This window comes from Pseudomonas californiensis (genome assembly GCF_021147775.1).
GTDB lineage: Bacteria > Pseudomonadota > Gammaproteobacteria > Pseudomonadales > Pseudomonadaceae > Aquipseudomonas > Aquipseudomonas californiensis.
This window is the reverse complement of sequence record NZ_JAGTPK010000007.1, coordinates 76,305-91,839: the sequence shown is the minus strand read 5'-3', so window position 1 is coordinate 91,839 and position 15,535 is coordinate 76,305. Positions and strand designations below refer to the sequence as shown.

12 protein-coding genes and 1 pseudogene are annotated in these 15,535 nt (G+C 56.9%); 11 read left to right on the top strand and 2 right to left on the bottom strand.

All coding sequences use genetic code 11. The features are described 5' to 3' along the window. Positions 1 to 50 precede the first annotated feature (50 nt). Both KDX37_RS08910 and map read right to left on the bottom strand, forming a co-directional pair. The gene (locus KDX37_RS08910) at positions 51 to 2,750 is read right to left on the bottom strand and encodes a [protein-PII] uridylyltransferase (protein ID WP_231652305.1); all 2,700 of its coding nucleotides are present in this window, start codon (positions 2,748 to 2,750) and stop codon (positions 51 to 53) included. A 66-nt stretch (positions 2,751 to 2,816) separates the two neighbouring features. After that, positions 2,817 to 3,608, bottom strand: a pseudogene (gene map, locus KDX37_RS08905) (type I methionyl aminopeptidase); the annotation flags it as partial. 303 nt (positions 3,609 to 3,911) lie between these two features. On the opposite strand from map, the gene rpsB reads away from it, so the two are divergent. From rpsB to lpxD, 11 genes are all read left to right on the top strand, one after another. Further along, positions 3,912 to 4,655 (top strand): 30S ribosomal protein S2, encoded by a 744-nt coding sequence (rpsB, locus tag KDX37_RS08900; RefSeq protein ID WP_231652303.1) that lies wholly within the window; start codon positions 3,912 to 3,914, stop codon positions 4,653 to 4,655. A 190-nt stretch (positions 4,656 to 4,845) separates the two neighbouring features. Then, the gene (gene tsf / locus KDX37_RS08895) at positions 4,846 to 5,715 is read left to right on the top strand and encodes a translation elongation factor Ts (RefSeq protein WP_231652302.1); all 870 of its coding nucleotides are present in this window, start codon (positions 4,846 to 4,848) and stop codon (positions 5,713 to 5,715) included. Positions 5,716 to 5,920: 205 nt separating this feature from the next. Next, the gene (pyrH, locus tag KDX37_RS08890) at positions 5,921 to 6,664 is read left to right on the top strand and encodes a UMP kinase (RefSeq protein ID WP_231652301.1); all 744 of its coding nucleotides are present in this window, start codon (positions 5,921 to 5,923) and stop codon (positions 6,662 to 6,664) included. Continuing rightward, entirely contained in the window at positions 6,661 to 7,218 is a 558-nt protein-coding gene (frr, locus tag KDX37_RS08885; RefSeq protein WP_231652300.1) for a ribosome recycling factor, read from the top strand. The genes pyrH and frr overlap by 4 nt, the downstream gene beginning before the upstream one ends. Positions 7,219 to 7,234: 16 nt before the next feature. Continuing rightward, complete coding sequence (gene uppS, locus KDX37_RS08880) at positions 7,235 to 7,990, top strand: polyprenyl diphosphate synthase (RefSeq protein WP_231652299.1); 756 nt, start codon at positions 7,235 to 7,237, stop codon at positions 7,988 to 7,990. Next, entirely contained in the window at positions 7,990 to 8,805 is an 816-nt protein-coding gene (locus KDX37_RS08875; RefSeq protein ID WP_231652298.1) for a phosphatidate cytidylyltransferase, read from the top strand. The genes uppS and KDX37_RS08875 overlap by 1 nt, the downstream gene beginning before the upstream one ends. Continuing rightward, a complete protein-coding gene (gene ispC / locus KDX37_RS08870) occupies positions 8,802 to 9,992 on the top strand; it encodes a 1-deoxy-D-xylulose-5-phosphate reductoisomerase (RefSeq protein ID WP_231652297.1) in 1,191 nt (396 codons plus the stop codon). The genes KDX37_RS08875 and ispC overlap by 4 nt, the downstream gene beginning before the upstream one ends. 108 nt (positions 9,993 to 10,100) lie before the next feature. Beyond that, on the top strand, positions 10,101 to 11,453 hold the full coding sequence (rseP, locus tag KDX37_RS08865) for a sigma E protease regulator RseP (protein WP_231652296.1): 1,353 nt from the start codon (positions 10,101 to 10,103) through the stop codon (positions 11,451 to 11,453). A gap of 74 nt (positions 11,454 to 11,527) precedes the next feature. Then, a complete protein-coding gene (gene bamA / locus KDX37_RS08860) occupies positions 11,528 to 13,915 on the top strand; it encodes an outer membrane protein assembly factor BamA (protein ID WP_231652295.1) in 2,388 nt (795 codons plus the stop codon). Positions 13,916 to 13,960: 45 nt separating this feature from the next. Beyond that, the gene (locus KDX37_RS08855; protein ID WP_002554721.1) at positions 13,961 to 14,464 is read left to right on the top strand and encodes an OmpH family outer membrane protein; all 504 of its coding nucleotides are present in this window, start codon (positions 13,961 to 13,963) and stop codon (positions 14,462 to 14,464) included. A gap of 2 nt (positions 14,465 to 14,466) precedes the next feature. Then, on the top strand, positions 14,467 to 15,522 hold the full coding sequence (lpxD, locus tag KDX37_RS08850; protein ID WP_231652294.1) for a UDP-3-O-(3-hydroxymyristoyl)glucosamine N-acyltransferase: 1,056 nt from the start codon (positions 14,467 to 14,469) through the stop codon (positions 15,520 to 15,522). Positions 15,523 to 15,535 lie beyond the last annotated feature (13 nt).

Here is a 15,535-nt window from a genome sequence, read left to right as displayed (position 1 = left end):
GTGCTTGGTTCTCACTGATCTACGTCGAGTCGATTCGTTTGGCCAGGTCTTCATATGCTGATTCGCAAGTCGCCGCTGGATTGCGTGTTTACGCTCAGTTGCTTGACGATGGCTTCCTGCAGTTGGCTGCACAGTTGCGGGTCGGAGAGCGGTTGATTGTTGGCGTCGGTAATGAAGAATACGTCTTCCACACGCTCGCCCAGCGTTGCGATTTTGGCATTTTGCAGCGACAGGTCGAACTCCAGGAAAATCTTGCCGATACGCGCCAGCAGGCCTGGGCGATCCGGGGCCAGCAACTCCAGCACCGTCACCGGGCGCTGGGCATCGTTATGGATAGTGACCTGCGGAGCAAAGGCAAAGTGTTTGAGCTGACGCGGCACCCGCCGTTTGATGATGGTCGGATAATCGTCCGGATTGCGCAGCGCTTCGGTCAGGCCGTCGCGTATTTCCTGGGTACGCTCGCGGTTGTCTCCAATCGAGCCGCCTTCGTTGTCCAGTACGATGTAGGTGTCGAGTGTGAACCGGCTGCTGGAGGTGATAATGCGTGCGTCATGAATGTTGAGGTTCAACTGGTCCATGGCCGCCACGGTCACCGCGAAGAAATCATGTTGGTCGGGTGCGTAAATGAAGATTTGCGTACCGCCCTCGAACTCGCGCTGAGTGGTCTCCTTGATGAGTACCAGCGGGCCGCCGTCGGCTGGCTGTTGCAGGATCGCATCGCTGTGCCACGCCACATCGCCGGCGGTATGACGCAGGAAGTAATCGTCCCCAAGCGCTGACCAGAGCTGCTCGACATCGTCGGGGTCAGTGCCGTTGCGCACCAGGATGTCCAGCGCTGCGATCTGTGTACGGCGAATCTGCTCTTCCCGATCGACCGGGTTTTCCAGACCGCGGCGCAGCGCACGCTTGGTCTCGGTGTACAACTGGCGCAGCAGGCTGGCACGCCACGAGTTCCACAGGGTCGGATTGGTCGCGTTGATGTCTGCGACGGTCAGCACATACAGGTAGTCAAGGTGCACCTCGTCGCCGACGAACTGCGCGAAGTCATGAATGACCTGTGGATCGGACAGGTCTTTGCGCTGCGCCGTGGTCGACATGACCAGGTGGTTGCTCACCAGCCAGACAATCAGCCGGGTGTCCCAGGCAGGCAACTGATGGCGCTCACCAAAGGCCTGAGCATCCACCGCGCCCAGTTCCGAGTGGTCACCACCACGGCCTTTGCCGATGTCGTGGTAAAGACCGGCCAGATAGATGAGTTCCGGTTTCGGCAGACGAGCCATGATCTTGCTGGCCAGCGGAAATTTCTCGGAAACCTCGGTGTACTGAAGCTTGCGCAGGTGTTTGATCAGGTTCAGCGTGTGCGCATCGACCGTATAGATGTGGAACAGGTCGTGTTGCATCTGGCCGACGATATGGCCGAACTCAGGCAGGTAAAGGCCCAGAATGCCGTAGCGGTTCATTCTGCGCAGATTGCGGTGAATGCCGACCTCGCACTTGAACAGCTCGATGAACAGGCTGGTGTTGCGAATGTCGTTGCGAAAATCGTCGTTGATCAGGTGACGGTGTTCGCGCAGCAGGCGAATAGTATCGGCGCGGACCCCTTTTATTTCCGGGTGCTGAGCCATGAGCACGAAAATTTCGATCATGGCGAACGGGGTTCGCTTGAAGACGTTCGGGTTGGTCGCCTCAATGTAGCCATCGTGCAACTGAAAGCGCGAGTTGATCGGCTGCGGCGTGCCGCTGTCATCGTCCGAAAGAATGACTTCTTCGAAGTGCTGGATGATCAGGTCGCTCAGTTCGGCGATGCTCATGACCACGCGGTAGTACTGCTGCATGAAGCGCTCAATGGCCAGCTTCGCATCGCTGTCCTGGTAGCCCAGCAGCCCGGCGATACGGCTCTGATAGTCAAACAGCAGGCGGTCCTCGGAGCGCCCGGCCAGCATGTGCAGCGCATAGCGCACCCTCCACAGAAAATCCTGGGAGGAGGCCAGCAGGTTGTTTTCGCTTTCGAGCAAAAAGCCTTCACCGGCCAGCGCGTGCAGGTTCAGCGTGCCGTACTGGCGTCGGGCAACCCACAGAATGGTCTGGATATCACGCAGTCCACCCGGCGAGCCTTTCACGTTCGGCTCCAGGTTGTACTCGGTGTCGTTGTACTTGTGGTGGCGCTTTATTTGCTCGGCACGTTTGGCGAGGAAAAAGTCCTTGCTCGGCCACATGTGTCGCGGGCTGGTGACTTCGAGCATGCGCTGGCGCAGGTGCTCGGGGCCGGCAACCGTTCGGCTTTCCATCAGGTTGGTAATCACCGTCAGGTCGGCCAGGCCCTCTTGGGCGCATTCGTCGACAGAGCGCACGCTTTGGCCGACTTCCAGGCCGATGTCCCACAGCAACGTCAGAAAACGCTCGATGGGTTCGCGGAAAATCTCATGGTCGGCACTGTCCAGCAGAATCAGCAGGTCAATGTCCGAGTAGGGATGCAGCTCGCCGCGTCCATAGCCGCCCACAGCCAGAAGCGCGATGTCAGCGTCTTCGCTCCAGTCGAACTGATCCCATGCCTGTTGCAGAATATTGTCCACGAACCAGGCGCGATCCTCGATCAGGCGACGAATATCGCGGCCCGAGCTGAAGCGCTCATCAAGTACTTCCCGCGCATTGCGGATGGCTTTCTTGAAAGCAGCGATCGGGCTGGCTTTCAAGGCCAGTTCGGCCTGGAACTGGCCACGGTCGAACAAATCAGGGTCTACCTGCGGCATGGAACAGCTTTCCTCATGTCGGGCTGTACAAATGTGCGGTCGAGCGTTCGCCTGGAGCTTTGTGGATCAGGGCGATGTGCGAGCGATCGTGTCGTCACTGCGCAGGGTAAAGATCTCGTAGCCGGTCGCCGTGACCAGAAGCGTGTGCTCCCATTGGGCCGAGAGCTTGCGGTCCTTGGTGATCGCCGTCCAGCCATCACCGAGAATTTTTGTTTCGGCACGGCCCTGGTTGATCATTGGTTCGATGGTGAACGTCATCCCTTCCTTTAACTCGATACCGGTACCGGCCTCGCCAAAGTGCATGATCTGCGGCTCTTCATGAAACACCTTGCCGATGCCATGGCCGCAGAATTCGCGGACGACCGAGAAGCCGTTCTTCTCGGCGTGTTTCTGAATGATTGCGCCAATGTCGCCGAGCCTGGTGCCGGGACGTACGATCTCGATGGCTTTGTAGAGGCATTCCTGGGTGACCTGAGACAGCCGCTCCGCCCACACTGGAACAGTGCCGACATGGAACATCTTGCTGGTGTCGCCGTGGTAGCCGTCCTTGATGACCGTTACATCGATGTTCAGTGTGTCGCCATTCTTGAGGGGCTTCTCGCCCGGAATGCCATGGCAGACCACCTGGTTGATCGAGGTGCAGATCGACTTGGGGAAGCCTTTGTAGTTCAGTGGGGCAGGGATCGCCTTCTGTTCGTTGACGATGTAGTCATGGCAGAGGCGGTCAAGCTCTTCGGTGGTTACGCCGGGCTTGACGTGCGGGCCGATCATTTCCAGAACGTCGGCAGCGAGGCGGCCGGCGATGCGCATCTTTTCGATGTCTTCCGGCGTCTTGAGGGTGATGGTCATACGTGATCTCTCGGCGTGTCTGGCACGCGGCTGGTGCGTAAAGGCGCAATTCTATCAGACCGTCACAGGGTGAGTGTCCATCGCTTCCTTTATATGCAATCGGCCTGTGTCGAAAAGCAAGCCGAAACAAGCACTTGATGGGAGTTCCGTTATCATTCCTTTTGTGATATAAAATGCGCCGCTTTCCAAGGTCCGTCCTGGAAGCTTAAACCCACACACGTGTCGACACGATGACCTGGGTGCCTTTGGCTCATGCCACTGGTTGGTCATTGGGATACGTGGAGGCCTAACCCGACTTATCAAGGAACTATCATGTCCCAAGTCAATATGCGCGATATGCTGAAGGCCGGTGTGCACTTCGGTCACCAAACCCGTTACTGGAACCCGAAAATGGGTAAGTACATTTTCGGCGCGCGTAACAAGATTCACATTATCAACCTTGAAAAAACCCTGCCAATGTTCAACGAAGCTCTGACTTTCGTTGAGCGCCTGGCGTCGGGCAAAAACAAGATTCTGTTCGTCGGCACCAAGCGTTCCGCTGGCAAGATCGTTGCTGAAGAAGCAGCACGTTGCGGTTCGCCGTACGTCGATCATCGCTGGTTGGGCGGCATGCTGACCAACTTCAAGACCATTCGTCAGTCGATCAAACGTCTGCGCGAGCTGGAAGTGCAAGCTGAAGACGGTACTTTCGCCAAGCTGACCAAGAAAGAAGCTCTGATGCGTACCCGTGATCTGGAAAAACTGGATCGCAGTCTGGGTGGTATCAAAGACATGGGCGGTCTGCCAGACGCACTGTTCGTTATCGACGTTGATCACGAGCGCATCGCGATCACCGAAGCCAACAAGCTGGGTATCCCGGTCATCGGCGTCGTCGATACCAACAGCAGCCCGGAAGGCGTTGACTACATCATCCCAGGCAACGATGACGCAATCCGCGCTATCCAGCTGTACATGGGTTCGATGGCTGACGCTGTTATCCGTGGCCGTAACCATGTTGCTGGCGGCACCGACGTATTCGTCGAAGAAGCTCCAGCTGCAGCAGCTGTAGAAGGCTGAGTAGAAACGCCTGGCGTTTACTCAGTACGCGAAAAGGGGGCTTAGCCCCCTTTTTGCCACCTCGGAAATGATTTGCTGGCGCGTGATCATGGCCTTGTTGTCATGAGCGGCTGCCACCCTGAATTTTCAAGAATTGCACGCCCGACCTGTCGGGTGGAATGGTTGAAGACCTATCCAAGAGGATTTTGAAATGGCAGAGATTACTGCAGCGTTGGTCAAAGAACTGCGCGAGCGTACCGGCGAAGGCATGATGGATTGCAAAAAGGCCTTGACCAAGGCTGGCGGCGACATCGAAAAAGCAATCGACGACATGCGTGCTTCCGGCGCGATCAAGGCCGCCAAGAAAGCAGGCAACGTTGCTGCTGAAGGCGCTATCGCTGTCAAAGTCGCTGAAGACGGCAAATCCGCTGTCATCATCGAAGTCAACTCGCAGACCGACTTCCTGGCTCTGCAGGACGACTTCAAGAACTTCGTCACCAGCAGCATCGAAAAGGCATTCGCTGACAAACTGACCGACGCAGCTCCGCTGATCGCCGCTCAGGAAGAAGAGCGTACCGCCCTGATCGCCAAGGTTGGTGAAAACGTCAACATTCGTCGCCTTGCCCGCATCGAAGGCGACGTGGTCAATGCTTACCTGCACGGTAACAAGATCGGTGTTGTGGTTGTCCTGAAAGGCGGCGACGCTGAACTGGCCAAAGACATCGCGATGCACGTTGCTGCCAGCAGCCCTGAATTCCTGTTGCCTTCGGAAGTTTCTGCCGAAGCGATCGAGCGCGAGAAGGGTGTCTTCCTGCAACTGAACGAAGACAAGATCAAAGGCAAGCCAGCCGAAATCGTTGAAAAAATGGTTGCCGGTCGTATCACCAAGTTCCTGGCTGAAGCCAGCCTTGTTGAGCAGGCGTTCGTCAAGAACCCAGAAATCAAGGTCGGCGAGCTGGCCAAGAAAGCCGGTGCTGAAATCGTTTCTTTCACTTACTACAAAGTAGGCGAAGGCATCGAGAAGCCAGTCGACAACTTCGCTGAAGAAGTCGCTGCTCAAGTAGCTGCAAGCAAGAAGTAAGACGGTTTTCCAACTGTCGCCCCAAAGAGGCTGCCCGCTTACGCGTGCGGCCTCTTTGTCGAAAGAGGCAAGGAAATTTTCCTTGGAGAATTGGCTCACAAGGCTGCATTCTCCCGACGCTCACGGAGCGTCAAGCTAAAGTAAGCGCAGGCTGCCAATAGCCCGCACAGATTTTTTTCAGAAAACGCCGCAGGAGAGATTCGCAATGGCTCAGCAGGGCAGTGGTTATCAGGCTCGCTATAAACGCATTCTACTCAAGCTTAGCGGCGAGGCCCTCATGGGCTCGGAAGAGTTCGGCATCGACCCCAAGGTCCTTGATCGTATGGCGCTTGAAGTCGGCCAACTGGTCGGCATCGGCGTACAGGTCGGGCTGGTCATCGGTGGTGGCAACCTGTTCCGTGGCGCGGCCTTGAGTGCTGCTGGCATGGACCGGGTAACAGGCGATCACATGGGTATGCTGGCCACTGTGATGAACGCCTTGGCAATGCGTGACGCGCTGGAGCGGGCTAACATCACCGCCATCGTCATGTCTGCCATTTCGATGATGGGCGTGACGGATCACTACGACCGTCGCAAGGCCATGCGTCACCTGAGCTCCAAGGAAGTGGTGATTTTCGCTGCTGGTACCGGTAATCCGTTTTTCACCACCGATTCGGCGGCCTGCCTGCGTGCCATCGAAATCGACGCCGATGTGGTGCTCAAGGCAACCAAGGTCGATGGTGTTTATACAGCTGACCCGTTCAAGGACCCCAATGCCGAGAAGTTCGATCATCTGACTTACGATGAAGTGCTGGATCGCAAGCTGGGTGTCATGGACCTGACAGCAATCTGTCTGTGCCGCGACCACAAGATGCCGCTGCGCGTTTTCAATATGAACAAACCTGGCGCCCTGTTGAATATCGTCCATGGCGGCGCTGAAGGAACCCTGATCGAGGAAGCCCAACAATGATCAACGAAATCAAGAAAGATGCTCAGGCACGTATGCAAAAGAGCCTGGAGTCGCTGGCCCATGCGTTCAGCCGAATCCGTACAGGTCAGGCTCACCCGAGCATTCTGGGTGGCGTGATGGTCCCGTATTACGGCGCCGATACCCCGCTTAACCAGGTCGCCAACGTGACGGTCAAGGACTCCCGCACCCTTCAGGTCGTGGCGTTCGAGCGTAACATGCTTGCCGCTGTCGACAAGGCAATCCAGAGCTCCGGTCTGGGCTTCAATCCGACCAACCTCGGTGAGCTGCTGCTGATCTCGATGCCTGCCCTGACTGAAGAAACCCGCAAGGGCTTCACCAAGCAGGCGCGTGACGCCGCTGAAGACGGTCGTGTGGCAGTCCGCAACATCCGCCGTGACGCCTTGAGCCAGCTCAAGGATCTGGTCAAGGAAAAGGAAATCAGCGAAGACGAAGAGCGTCGCGCGGCTGACGATATCCAGAAACTGACCGACAAGTTCGTGGCGGAAATCGAAGTTGCCGTGAAGCAGAAAGAAGCAGATCTGATGGCTGTATAAGGTTTCGGACGCTTTCATGGAAAAGATAAAACCGGCTGCATCGCCCTCGGTGCCGCGTCATGTTGCGATTATCATGGACGGTAATAATCGCTGGGCCAGGAAGCGCCTGCTGCCAGGCGTTGCGGGTCACAAAGCAGGCGTGGACGCTGTGCGCGCCGTTATCGAGGTGTGCGCGGAAGCCAGGGTCGAAGTGCTGACGTTGTTCGCGTTCTCCAGTGAAAACTGGCAGCGCCCGGCTGAAGAAGTCGGTGCGCTGATGGAGCTTTTTTTCACCGCGTTGCGTCGTGAAACCAAGCGCCTGAACGAGAACGAGATCAGCCTGCGCATCATTGGAGATCGGTCCCGCTTCCATCCCGAGCTTCAGGCAGCCATGCGTGAGGCAGAGCAGCGGACTGCAGGCAATAATCGTTTTGTCCTGCAGATTGCTGCCAACTACGGTGGTCAGTGGGATATCGCGCAAGCAGCACAGCGATTGGCTCGTGAGGTTCAAGCGGGTCATTTGCAGCCGGAAGACATCACGCCCGAGCTGTTGCAGACCTGTCTGGCAACGGGCGATCTGCCGTTGCCGGATCTGTGTATCCGCACAGGTGGCGAACACCGGATCAGTAACTTCCTGCTATGGCAGCTGGCTTATGCCGAGCTGTACTTCTCCGACCTGTTCTGGCCGGACTTCAAACACGATGCCATGCGCGCTGCGCTGGCTGATTTTGCCTCTCGCCAACGTCGCTTCGGTAAAACCAGCGAACAGGTAGAAGCTGGAGCCCGTGCTTAATGCTGAAACAACGAATCATCACCGCGCTTATTCTGTTGCCGATTGCCTTGTGCGGGTTTTTCCTGCTGACCGGTGCTTACTTCGCCCTGTTCATCGGCCTGGTCGTAGTGCTGGGAGCCTGGGAATGGGCCCGTCTGGCAGGCTTTGTGACTCAGTCCATGCGTGTCGGCTATGCGGCCGTCGTGGCCGTATTGCTTTTCCTGATGTATCTGGTGCCGGGGCTGGAGCCTTGGGTGCTTGGCGCGGCGGTTATCTGGTGGGCAGTCGCTACATTTCTGGTGCTCACCTATCCCGAGTCCAGCGAGCATTGGGCGAGTGCGGCCTGCAAGCTGGTGATCGGCCTGCTCATTCTTCTGCCCGCCTGGCAGGGGCTGGTGTTGATCAAGCAGTGGCCGCTGGGCAACTGGCTGATCCTTGCTGTGATGGTCCTGGTCTGGGCTGCTGACATCGGTGCCTATTTTTCCGGCAAGGCTTTTGGCAAGCGCAAACTTGCACCCAAGGTAAGTCCTGGAAAGAGTTGGGAAGGGGTGTACGGCGGTCTTGTGGTCAGCCTGGGCATCACGGCGGCTGTAGGCCTTTCGCGTGACTGGTCGGTGGCGCAGTTCATTGCTGGTCTCCTGGGCGCTGCGGTCGTTGTATTCATCTCGGTGATCGGTGACCTGACTGAAAGCATGTTCAAGCGGCAGTCTGGAGTGAAAGACAGCAGCAATCTGCTGCCCGGTCATGGCGGCGTGCTGGATCGTATCGACAGTCTGACCGCAGCCATTCCAGTGTTTGCAGTGCTTCTCTGGGCTGCCGACTGGGGTGTCATGTGAGTGGTCCGCAACAGATAACCGTGCTGGGGGCGACTGGCTCCATCGGTCTGAGTACGCTGGACGTTATTGCACGGCATCCTTCTCTGTATCAGGTGTTTGCACTGACCGGTTTTACGCGCCTGAACGAACTGCTTGCGTTGTGCGTAAAGCACACACCGCAGTTCGCTGTGGTTCCCGAGCAGGCTGCTGCTCGCAAATTGCAGGATGACCTCTCTGCTGCTGGCCTTGATACACGGGTGCTGGTGGGTGAAGAAGGGCTGTGTGAAGTGTCCGCCCACCCTCAGGTTGATGCGGTGATGGCGGCCATCGTTGGTGCTGCAGGTCTGCGGCCTACGCTGGCAGCAGTCGAGTCTGGCAAGAAAGTCCTGCTGGCCAATAAAGAAGCATTGGTCATGTCCGGTGCGCTGTTCATGCAGGCCGTTCGTCAGAATGGTGCCGTGCTACTGCCGATCGACAGTGAACACAACGCGATTTTCCAGTGCCTGCCCAGCGACTTCGCCCGCGGTCTCGGGGCGGTTGGCGTCAGGCGCATCCTTCTGACGGCGTCGGGCGGCCCGTTCCGTCAGACTCCACTTGCGCAATTGCACGACGTCACGCCTGACCAGGCATGCGCCCATCCGGTATGGTCGATGGGGCGCAAGATTTCTGTCGATTCTGCCACCATGATGAACAAGGGGCTTGAGCTGATCGAAGCCTGCTGGCTGTTCGACGCTCGTCCCGCTCAGGTTGAAGTGGTTATCCATCCTCAGAGCGTCATCCACTCTCTGGTCGATTATGTCGACGGGTCGGTTCTGGCCCAGCTCGGCAATCCCGACATGCGTACGCCCATTGCCAATGCACTGGCCTGGCCTGCACGTGTAGACTCTGGCGTCGCTCCGCTTGATCTGTTTCGCATCGGCCAGCTGGACTTTCAACAGCCCGATGAAGAGCGCTTCCCGTGTCTGCGGCTTGCGAGACAGGCAGCAGAGGCGGGTGGCAGTGCGCCGGCAATGCTCAATGCGGCTAACGAAGTGGCCGTGGCTGCGTTTCTGGATCAGCGTATCGGTTATCTGGATATCGCCAGTATCATTGAGTATGTGCTGGATCTTGAACCGCCAGCCCGCGTTGATGATCTGGATGCCGTATTTGCGGCTGATGCATGTGCACGGGTTCTTGCGGGTCAATGGCTCGACAACAACGCTCGATAACGGTACACAACACAGCAATGAAGGGACTGACAGGGTGCGTCAGGGGCAGGTCACCAGGTCTGCGATGATAAACACACTTGCCGACACGTCGGTACCCGGAGAAAGTCGATGAGCGCGTTATACATGATTGTCGGCACCCTGGTTGCGCTGGGTGTGCTGGTTACTTTTCACGAATTCGGCCACTTCTGGGTGGCGAGGCGCTGTGGCGTAAAAGTGCTGCGCTTTTCGGTCGGTTTCGGCACTCCACTGGTACGCTGGCACGACCGCCAGGGTACAGAGTATGTGATCGCCGCGATTCCGCTGGGCGGTTACGTGAAGATGCTGGATGAGCGTGAAGGCAATGTGCCGCCCGAGCTCGCCGATCAGTCCTTCAACCGCAAGACCGTCTACCAGCGCATCGCCATCGTCATTGCCGGTCCGACTGCGAATTTTCTTCTGGCGATCGTGTTTTTCTGGATCCTGGCGATGCTGGGAAGTCAGCAGGTTCGTCCGGTCATTGGTGCGGTAGAGGCAGGCAGCATTGCTCAGCGCGCAGGCCTGACGTCCGGGCAGGAAATCGTCGCCATTGATGGAGAACCTACCTCTGGCTGGTCCGCTGTCAATCTGCAACTGGTCCGTCGTTTGGGCGAGACTGGCACTATCCACGTCAAGCTGCATGAGCAAGGGTCGACGGTTGATACTCCCCGTGAGCTGGTGCTCGACAAATGGCTTCAGGGTGCTGAAGAGCCTGATCCGATCAAGTCGCTCGGTATTCGCCCTTGGCGTCCTGTCTTGCCGCCTGTATTGGCAGAAATTGATCCCAAAGGACCGGCTCAGGCTGCAGGGCTGAAGACGGGTGACCGTCTGATTTCGATGGATGGCCAGCCTCTCGGTGAATGGCAGCAGGTGGTCGACTGGGTGCGTGAGCGTCCTGATGCAAAAGTGTCGGTGCGCGTAGAGCGTGATGGCGCGCAACTGGATGTTCCTGTCAGTCTCGCGGCTCGTGGTGAGGGCAAGGCTGCTGCCGGTTACCTGGGGGCAGGGGTCAAGGGTGTCGATTGGCCACCGGAGATGTTGCGAGAGGTGAGTTACGGGCCTTTCGCTGCGATGGCAGAAGGCGTGAAGCGCACCTGGACCATGAGTGTACTGACGCTGGATTCGCTCAAGAAAATGTTGTTCGGCGAGCTCTCGGTAAAAAACTTGAGTGGACCGATAACCATTGCTAAAGTGGCGGGCGCTTCGGCCCAGTCGGGCATCGGAGACTTTCTGAACTTCCTCGCTTATCTGAGCATAAGCCTAGGGGTTCTGAATTTATTGCCCATTCCCGTGCTGGACGGGGGGCATTTGCTGTTTTATCTGATCGAGTGGGCGCGTGGTCGTCCCCTTTCGGAAAAGGTTCAAGGTTGGGGGGCGCAGATCGGTATCAGTCTGGTGGTGGGCGTTATGTTGCTCGCGCTGGTGAATGATCTGGGTCGTCTGTAAAGGGTTGTTGAGTTGCGAATCTGCCGCATTTTGCGGCAGTTTGTTTATTGCCAGTTGGAATAAGAAAGGACTTCATGAAACGTCTGCTGCTAACTGCGGTTCTTGCCGCACTGATGATCGCTGAAGTTCACGCCGAGTCCTTCACCATCTCCGATATCCGTGTCAACGGCCTCCAGCGGGTTTCCGCCGGTAGTGTCTTTGGTGCCTTGCCGCTGAACGTCGGCGAGCAGGCGGATGACGGTCGTTTGGTCGATGCTACTCGTGCGTTGTTCAAAACCGGATTCTTTCAAGACATCCAACTGGGTCGCGATGGCAATGTCCTCGTCATCTCCGTGGTCGAGCGTCCCTCGGTTGCGAGTATCGAGATCGAAGGCAACAAGGCTATTTCCACCGAAGACCTGATGAAGGGCCTCAAGCAGTCCGGTCTGGCTGAAGGTGAAATTTTCCAGCGCGCCACGCTCGAAGGTGTGCGTAACGAGCTGCAACGTCAGTACGTTGCCCAGGGCCGTTACTCCGCCGAGGTTGCCGCTGAAGTGGTTCCTCAGCCACGCAACCGCGTTGGCCTGAAGATCAACATCAATGAAGGCACCGTAGCTGCCATCCAGCACATCAACGTGGTGGGCAATACGGTGTTCCCGGACGAGGATCTGATCGACCTGTTCGAGCTCAAGACTTCGAACTGGCTCTCGTTCTTCAAGAATGACGACAAGTACGCCCGTGAAAAGCTGTCCGGTGACCTGGAACGTCTGCGTTCCTACTACCTGGACCGCGGCTATATCAATATGGATATCGCCTCGACTCAGGTATCGATCACGCCTGACAAGAAAAACGTCTACATCACTGTGAACGTCAACGAAGGCGAAAAATACAGCGTCAAGTCGGTCAAGCTCAGCGGCGACCTCAAGGTTCCGGAAGATCAGGTCAAGTCCCTGATGCTGGTTCAACCGGGTCAGGTTTTCTCGCGCAAGGTCATGACTACCACATCCGAGCTGATCACCCGTCGTCTGGGTAACGAAGGCTATACGTTCGCCAACGTCAACGGCGTGCCGACCCCGAACAACGAAGATCACACGGTTGACATCACTTTCGTGGTCGATCCGGGCAAGCGTGCCTATGTCAACCGCATCAACTTCCGTGGCAACACCAAGTCGGAAGACGAAGTGCTGCGTCGCGAGATGCGCCAGATGGAAGGCGGCTGGGCTTCGACCTACTTGATCGATCAGTCCAAAACCCGTCTGGACCGCCTTGGTTTCTTCAAGGAAGTGAACGTCGAGACGCCAGCTGTTCCTGGCACCGACGACCAGGTTGACGTGAACTACGCCGTTGAAGAACAGGCGTCTGGTTCGATCACCGCCAGCGTCGGTTTCGCACAGAGCGCGGGTCTGATTCTGGGTGGCTCGATCAGCCAGAACAACTTCCTGGGTACGGGTAACAGGGTCAGCATTGGCCTGACCCGAAGCGAATACCAGAGCCGTTACAACTTCAGCTATGTCGATCCGTACTGGACGCCAGACGGTGTCAGCCTGGGTTACAACGCTTTCTACCGCACGACCAACTACGACGACCTTGACGTCGACGTTGCAAGCTATGCAGTTGACAGCCTGGGTGCTGGTATCAGCCTAGGCTACCCGATCAGCGAAACATCGCGTCTGACCTACGGTTTGAACGTGCAGCAGGACAAGATCAAGACCGGTACCTACACCGTTGATGAAATCTTTGACTTCATCGATCGTGAAGGCACCAGCTTCCTGAACTTCAAGGCCTCCGTGGGCTGGTCCGAGTCGACGCTGAACAAAGGTGTTCTGGCGACCCGTGGTCACTCGCAAAGTCTGGTGCTGGAATCGACCTTGCCGGGCAGTGATCTGTCGTTCTTCAAGATTGACTACCGTGCACAGTACTTCCACCCGATCACCGACAAGTACACCCTGCGTCTGCATACAGAGCTGGGCTTTGGTGATGGTTACGGTTCGACTGACGGCCTGCCGTTCTACGAGAACTACTACGCAGGTGGTTTCAACTCGGTACGTGGCTTCAAGGACAGCACGCTTGGTCCTCGCAGTACGCCGAGCAACGGTTCTCGAAACGGAACAGCAGCAGACCCGGATCAGGATCCACTGCCGTTTGGTGGTAACGCCCTTGTTCAGGGTGGCGTAGAACTGATGTTCCCGCTGCCGTTCATCAAGGACCAGCGTTCGCTGCGGACTTCTGTGTTCTGGGACGTGGGTAACGTGTTTGACACCAATTGCAGCGACAGGACGATCCCAGCCACAACGACGAGCGCTGCCAGGAAAGTCGAGTGCAACAACATCGACCTGTCGGGTATGGCCAGTTCCGTCGGTGTCGGCGTGACCTGGATCACTGCACTGGGTCCTCTGAGTTTCGCCTTGGCCATGCCGATCAAGAAGCCGGACGACGATTCCGAAACTCAAGTGTTCCAATTTTCCCTGGGTCAGACCTTCTAAGCGTCTGATCTTTGATAACGCAACGAATTCTGTAGGAGTTGTATTGTGCGTAAGTTGACTCAATTGGTACTGCTGGCCACCGTTCTGGTTGCCAGCCCTGCTTTTGCTGACATGAAAATTGCGGTTCTGAACTACCAGATGGCCCTGTTGGAATCTGATGCTGCCAAGAAATATGCTGTTGATGCCGAGAAGAAATTCGGCCCGCAGTTGACCAAGCTGAAAAGCCTGGAAAGCAGCGCCAAAGGCATCCAGGATCGTCTGGTAAGCGGCGGCGACAAAATGGCTCAACCTGAGCGCGAGCGTCTGGAGCTTGAGTTCAAGCAAAAGGCCCGTGACTTCCAGTTCCAGTCCAAGGAACTGAACGAAGCCAAGGCTGTAGCAGACCGTGAAATGCTCAAGCAGCTCAAGCCAAAGCTGGATCAGGCTGTTGAAGAAGTCATCAAGAAGGGCGGTTTCGACCTGGTATTCGAGCGCGGTGCAGTGATTGACGTCAAGCCTCAGTACGACGTTACTCGCCAGGTCATCGAGCGCATGAACCAGCTGAAGTAACCATGAGCACGACCATCACACTCGGCCAACTGGCCGAGTTTCTTGGCGCCACAGTGCGTGGCGACCGAGAGAAGAACATTACCGGGCTGGCCACTTTGCAAGAGGCCGGCCCTGGTCAGATCAGTTTTCTGGCAAATCCTCAATATCGTAAATTCCTGACAGACACTCAGGCTGCTGCAGTGCTGCTGAAGCCTGCCGACGCCGATAGTTTTTCAGGTGATGCGCTGTTGGTGCCGGATCCTTATCTGGCCTATGCCCGTATTTCTCATCTGTTCGATCCCAAGCCGAAAGCGGTTGCTGGTGTTCATCCGACAGCGGTCGTCGCTGACGATGCAAAGATTGATGCTACTGCCAGCGTCGGTGCTTTTGCAGTCATCGAGAGCGGTGCCCGGATCGCAGCGAATGTGACGGTAGGTGCGCATTGCTTCATCGGTGCGCGCTGCGAGATCGGTGAAGGTGGCTGGTTGGCGCCACGTGTCACGCTTTATCACGATGTCCGCATCGGTAAACGTGTGGTCGTTCAGTCGGGTGCCGTACTGGGCGGAGAGGGCTTTGGTTTCGCCAATGAAAAGGGTGTCTGGCAAAAGATCGCCCAGATCGGTGGCGTCACGATAGGTGATGACGTGGAAATTGGCGTGAATACCGCCATTGACCGCGGCGCGCTGGCTGATACGCGCATCGGCAACGGCGTGAAGCTGGACAATCAGATTCAGATCGCACACAACGTCCAGATTGGCGATCACACTGCCATGGCCGCATGTGTCGGTATTTCAGGCAGCACGAAAATCGGCAAGCATTGCATGCTCGCAGGTGGTGTCGGACTGGTAGGGCATATCGAGATTTGTGATGGCGTATTCATTACAGGTATGACCATGGTCACGCACTCCATTACCGAGCCTGGCTCATATTCATCGGGTACGGCCATGCAGCCAGCCGCTGAATGGCGCAAGAGCGCAGCGCGTCTTCGCAAGATCGATGACATGGCACGGCGTCTGCAAAAGCTCGAAAAGGTTGTAGAGACAGTGACCAGCGCGGGTAATCTTTCATCTGATGGCTGATACCTTTTTAATA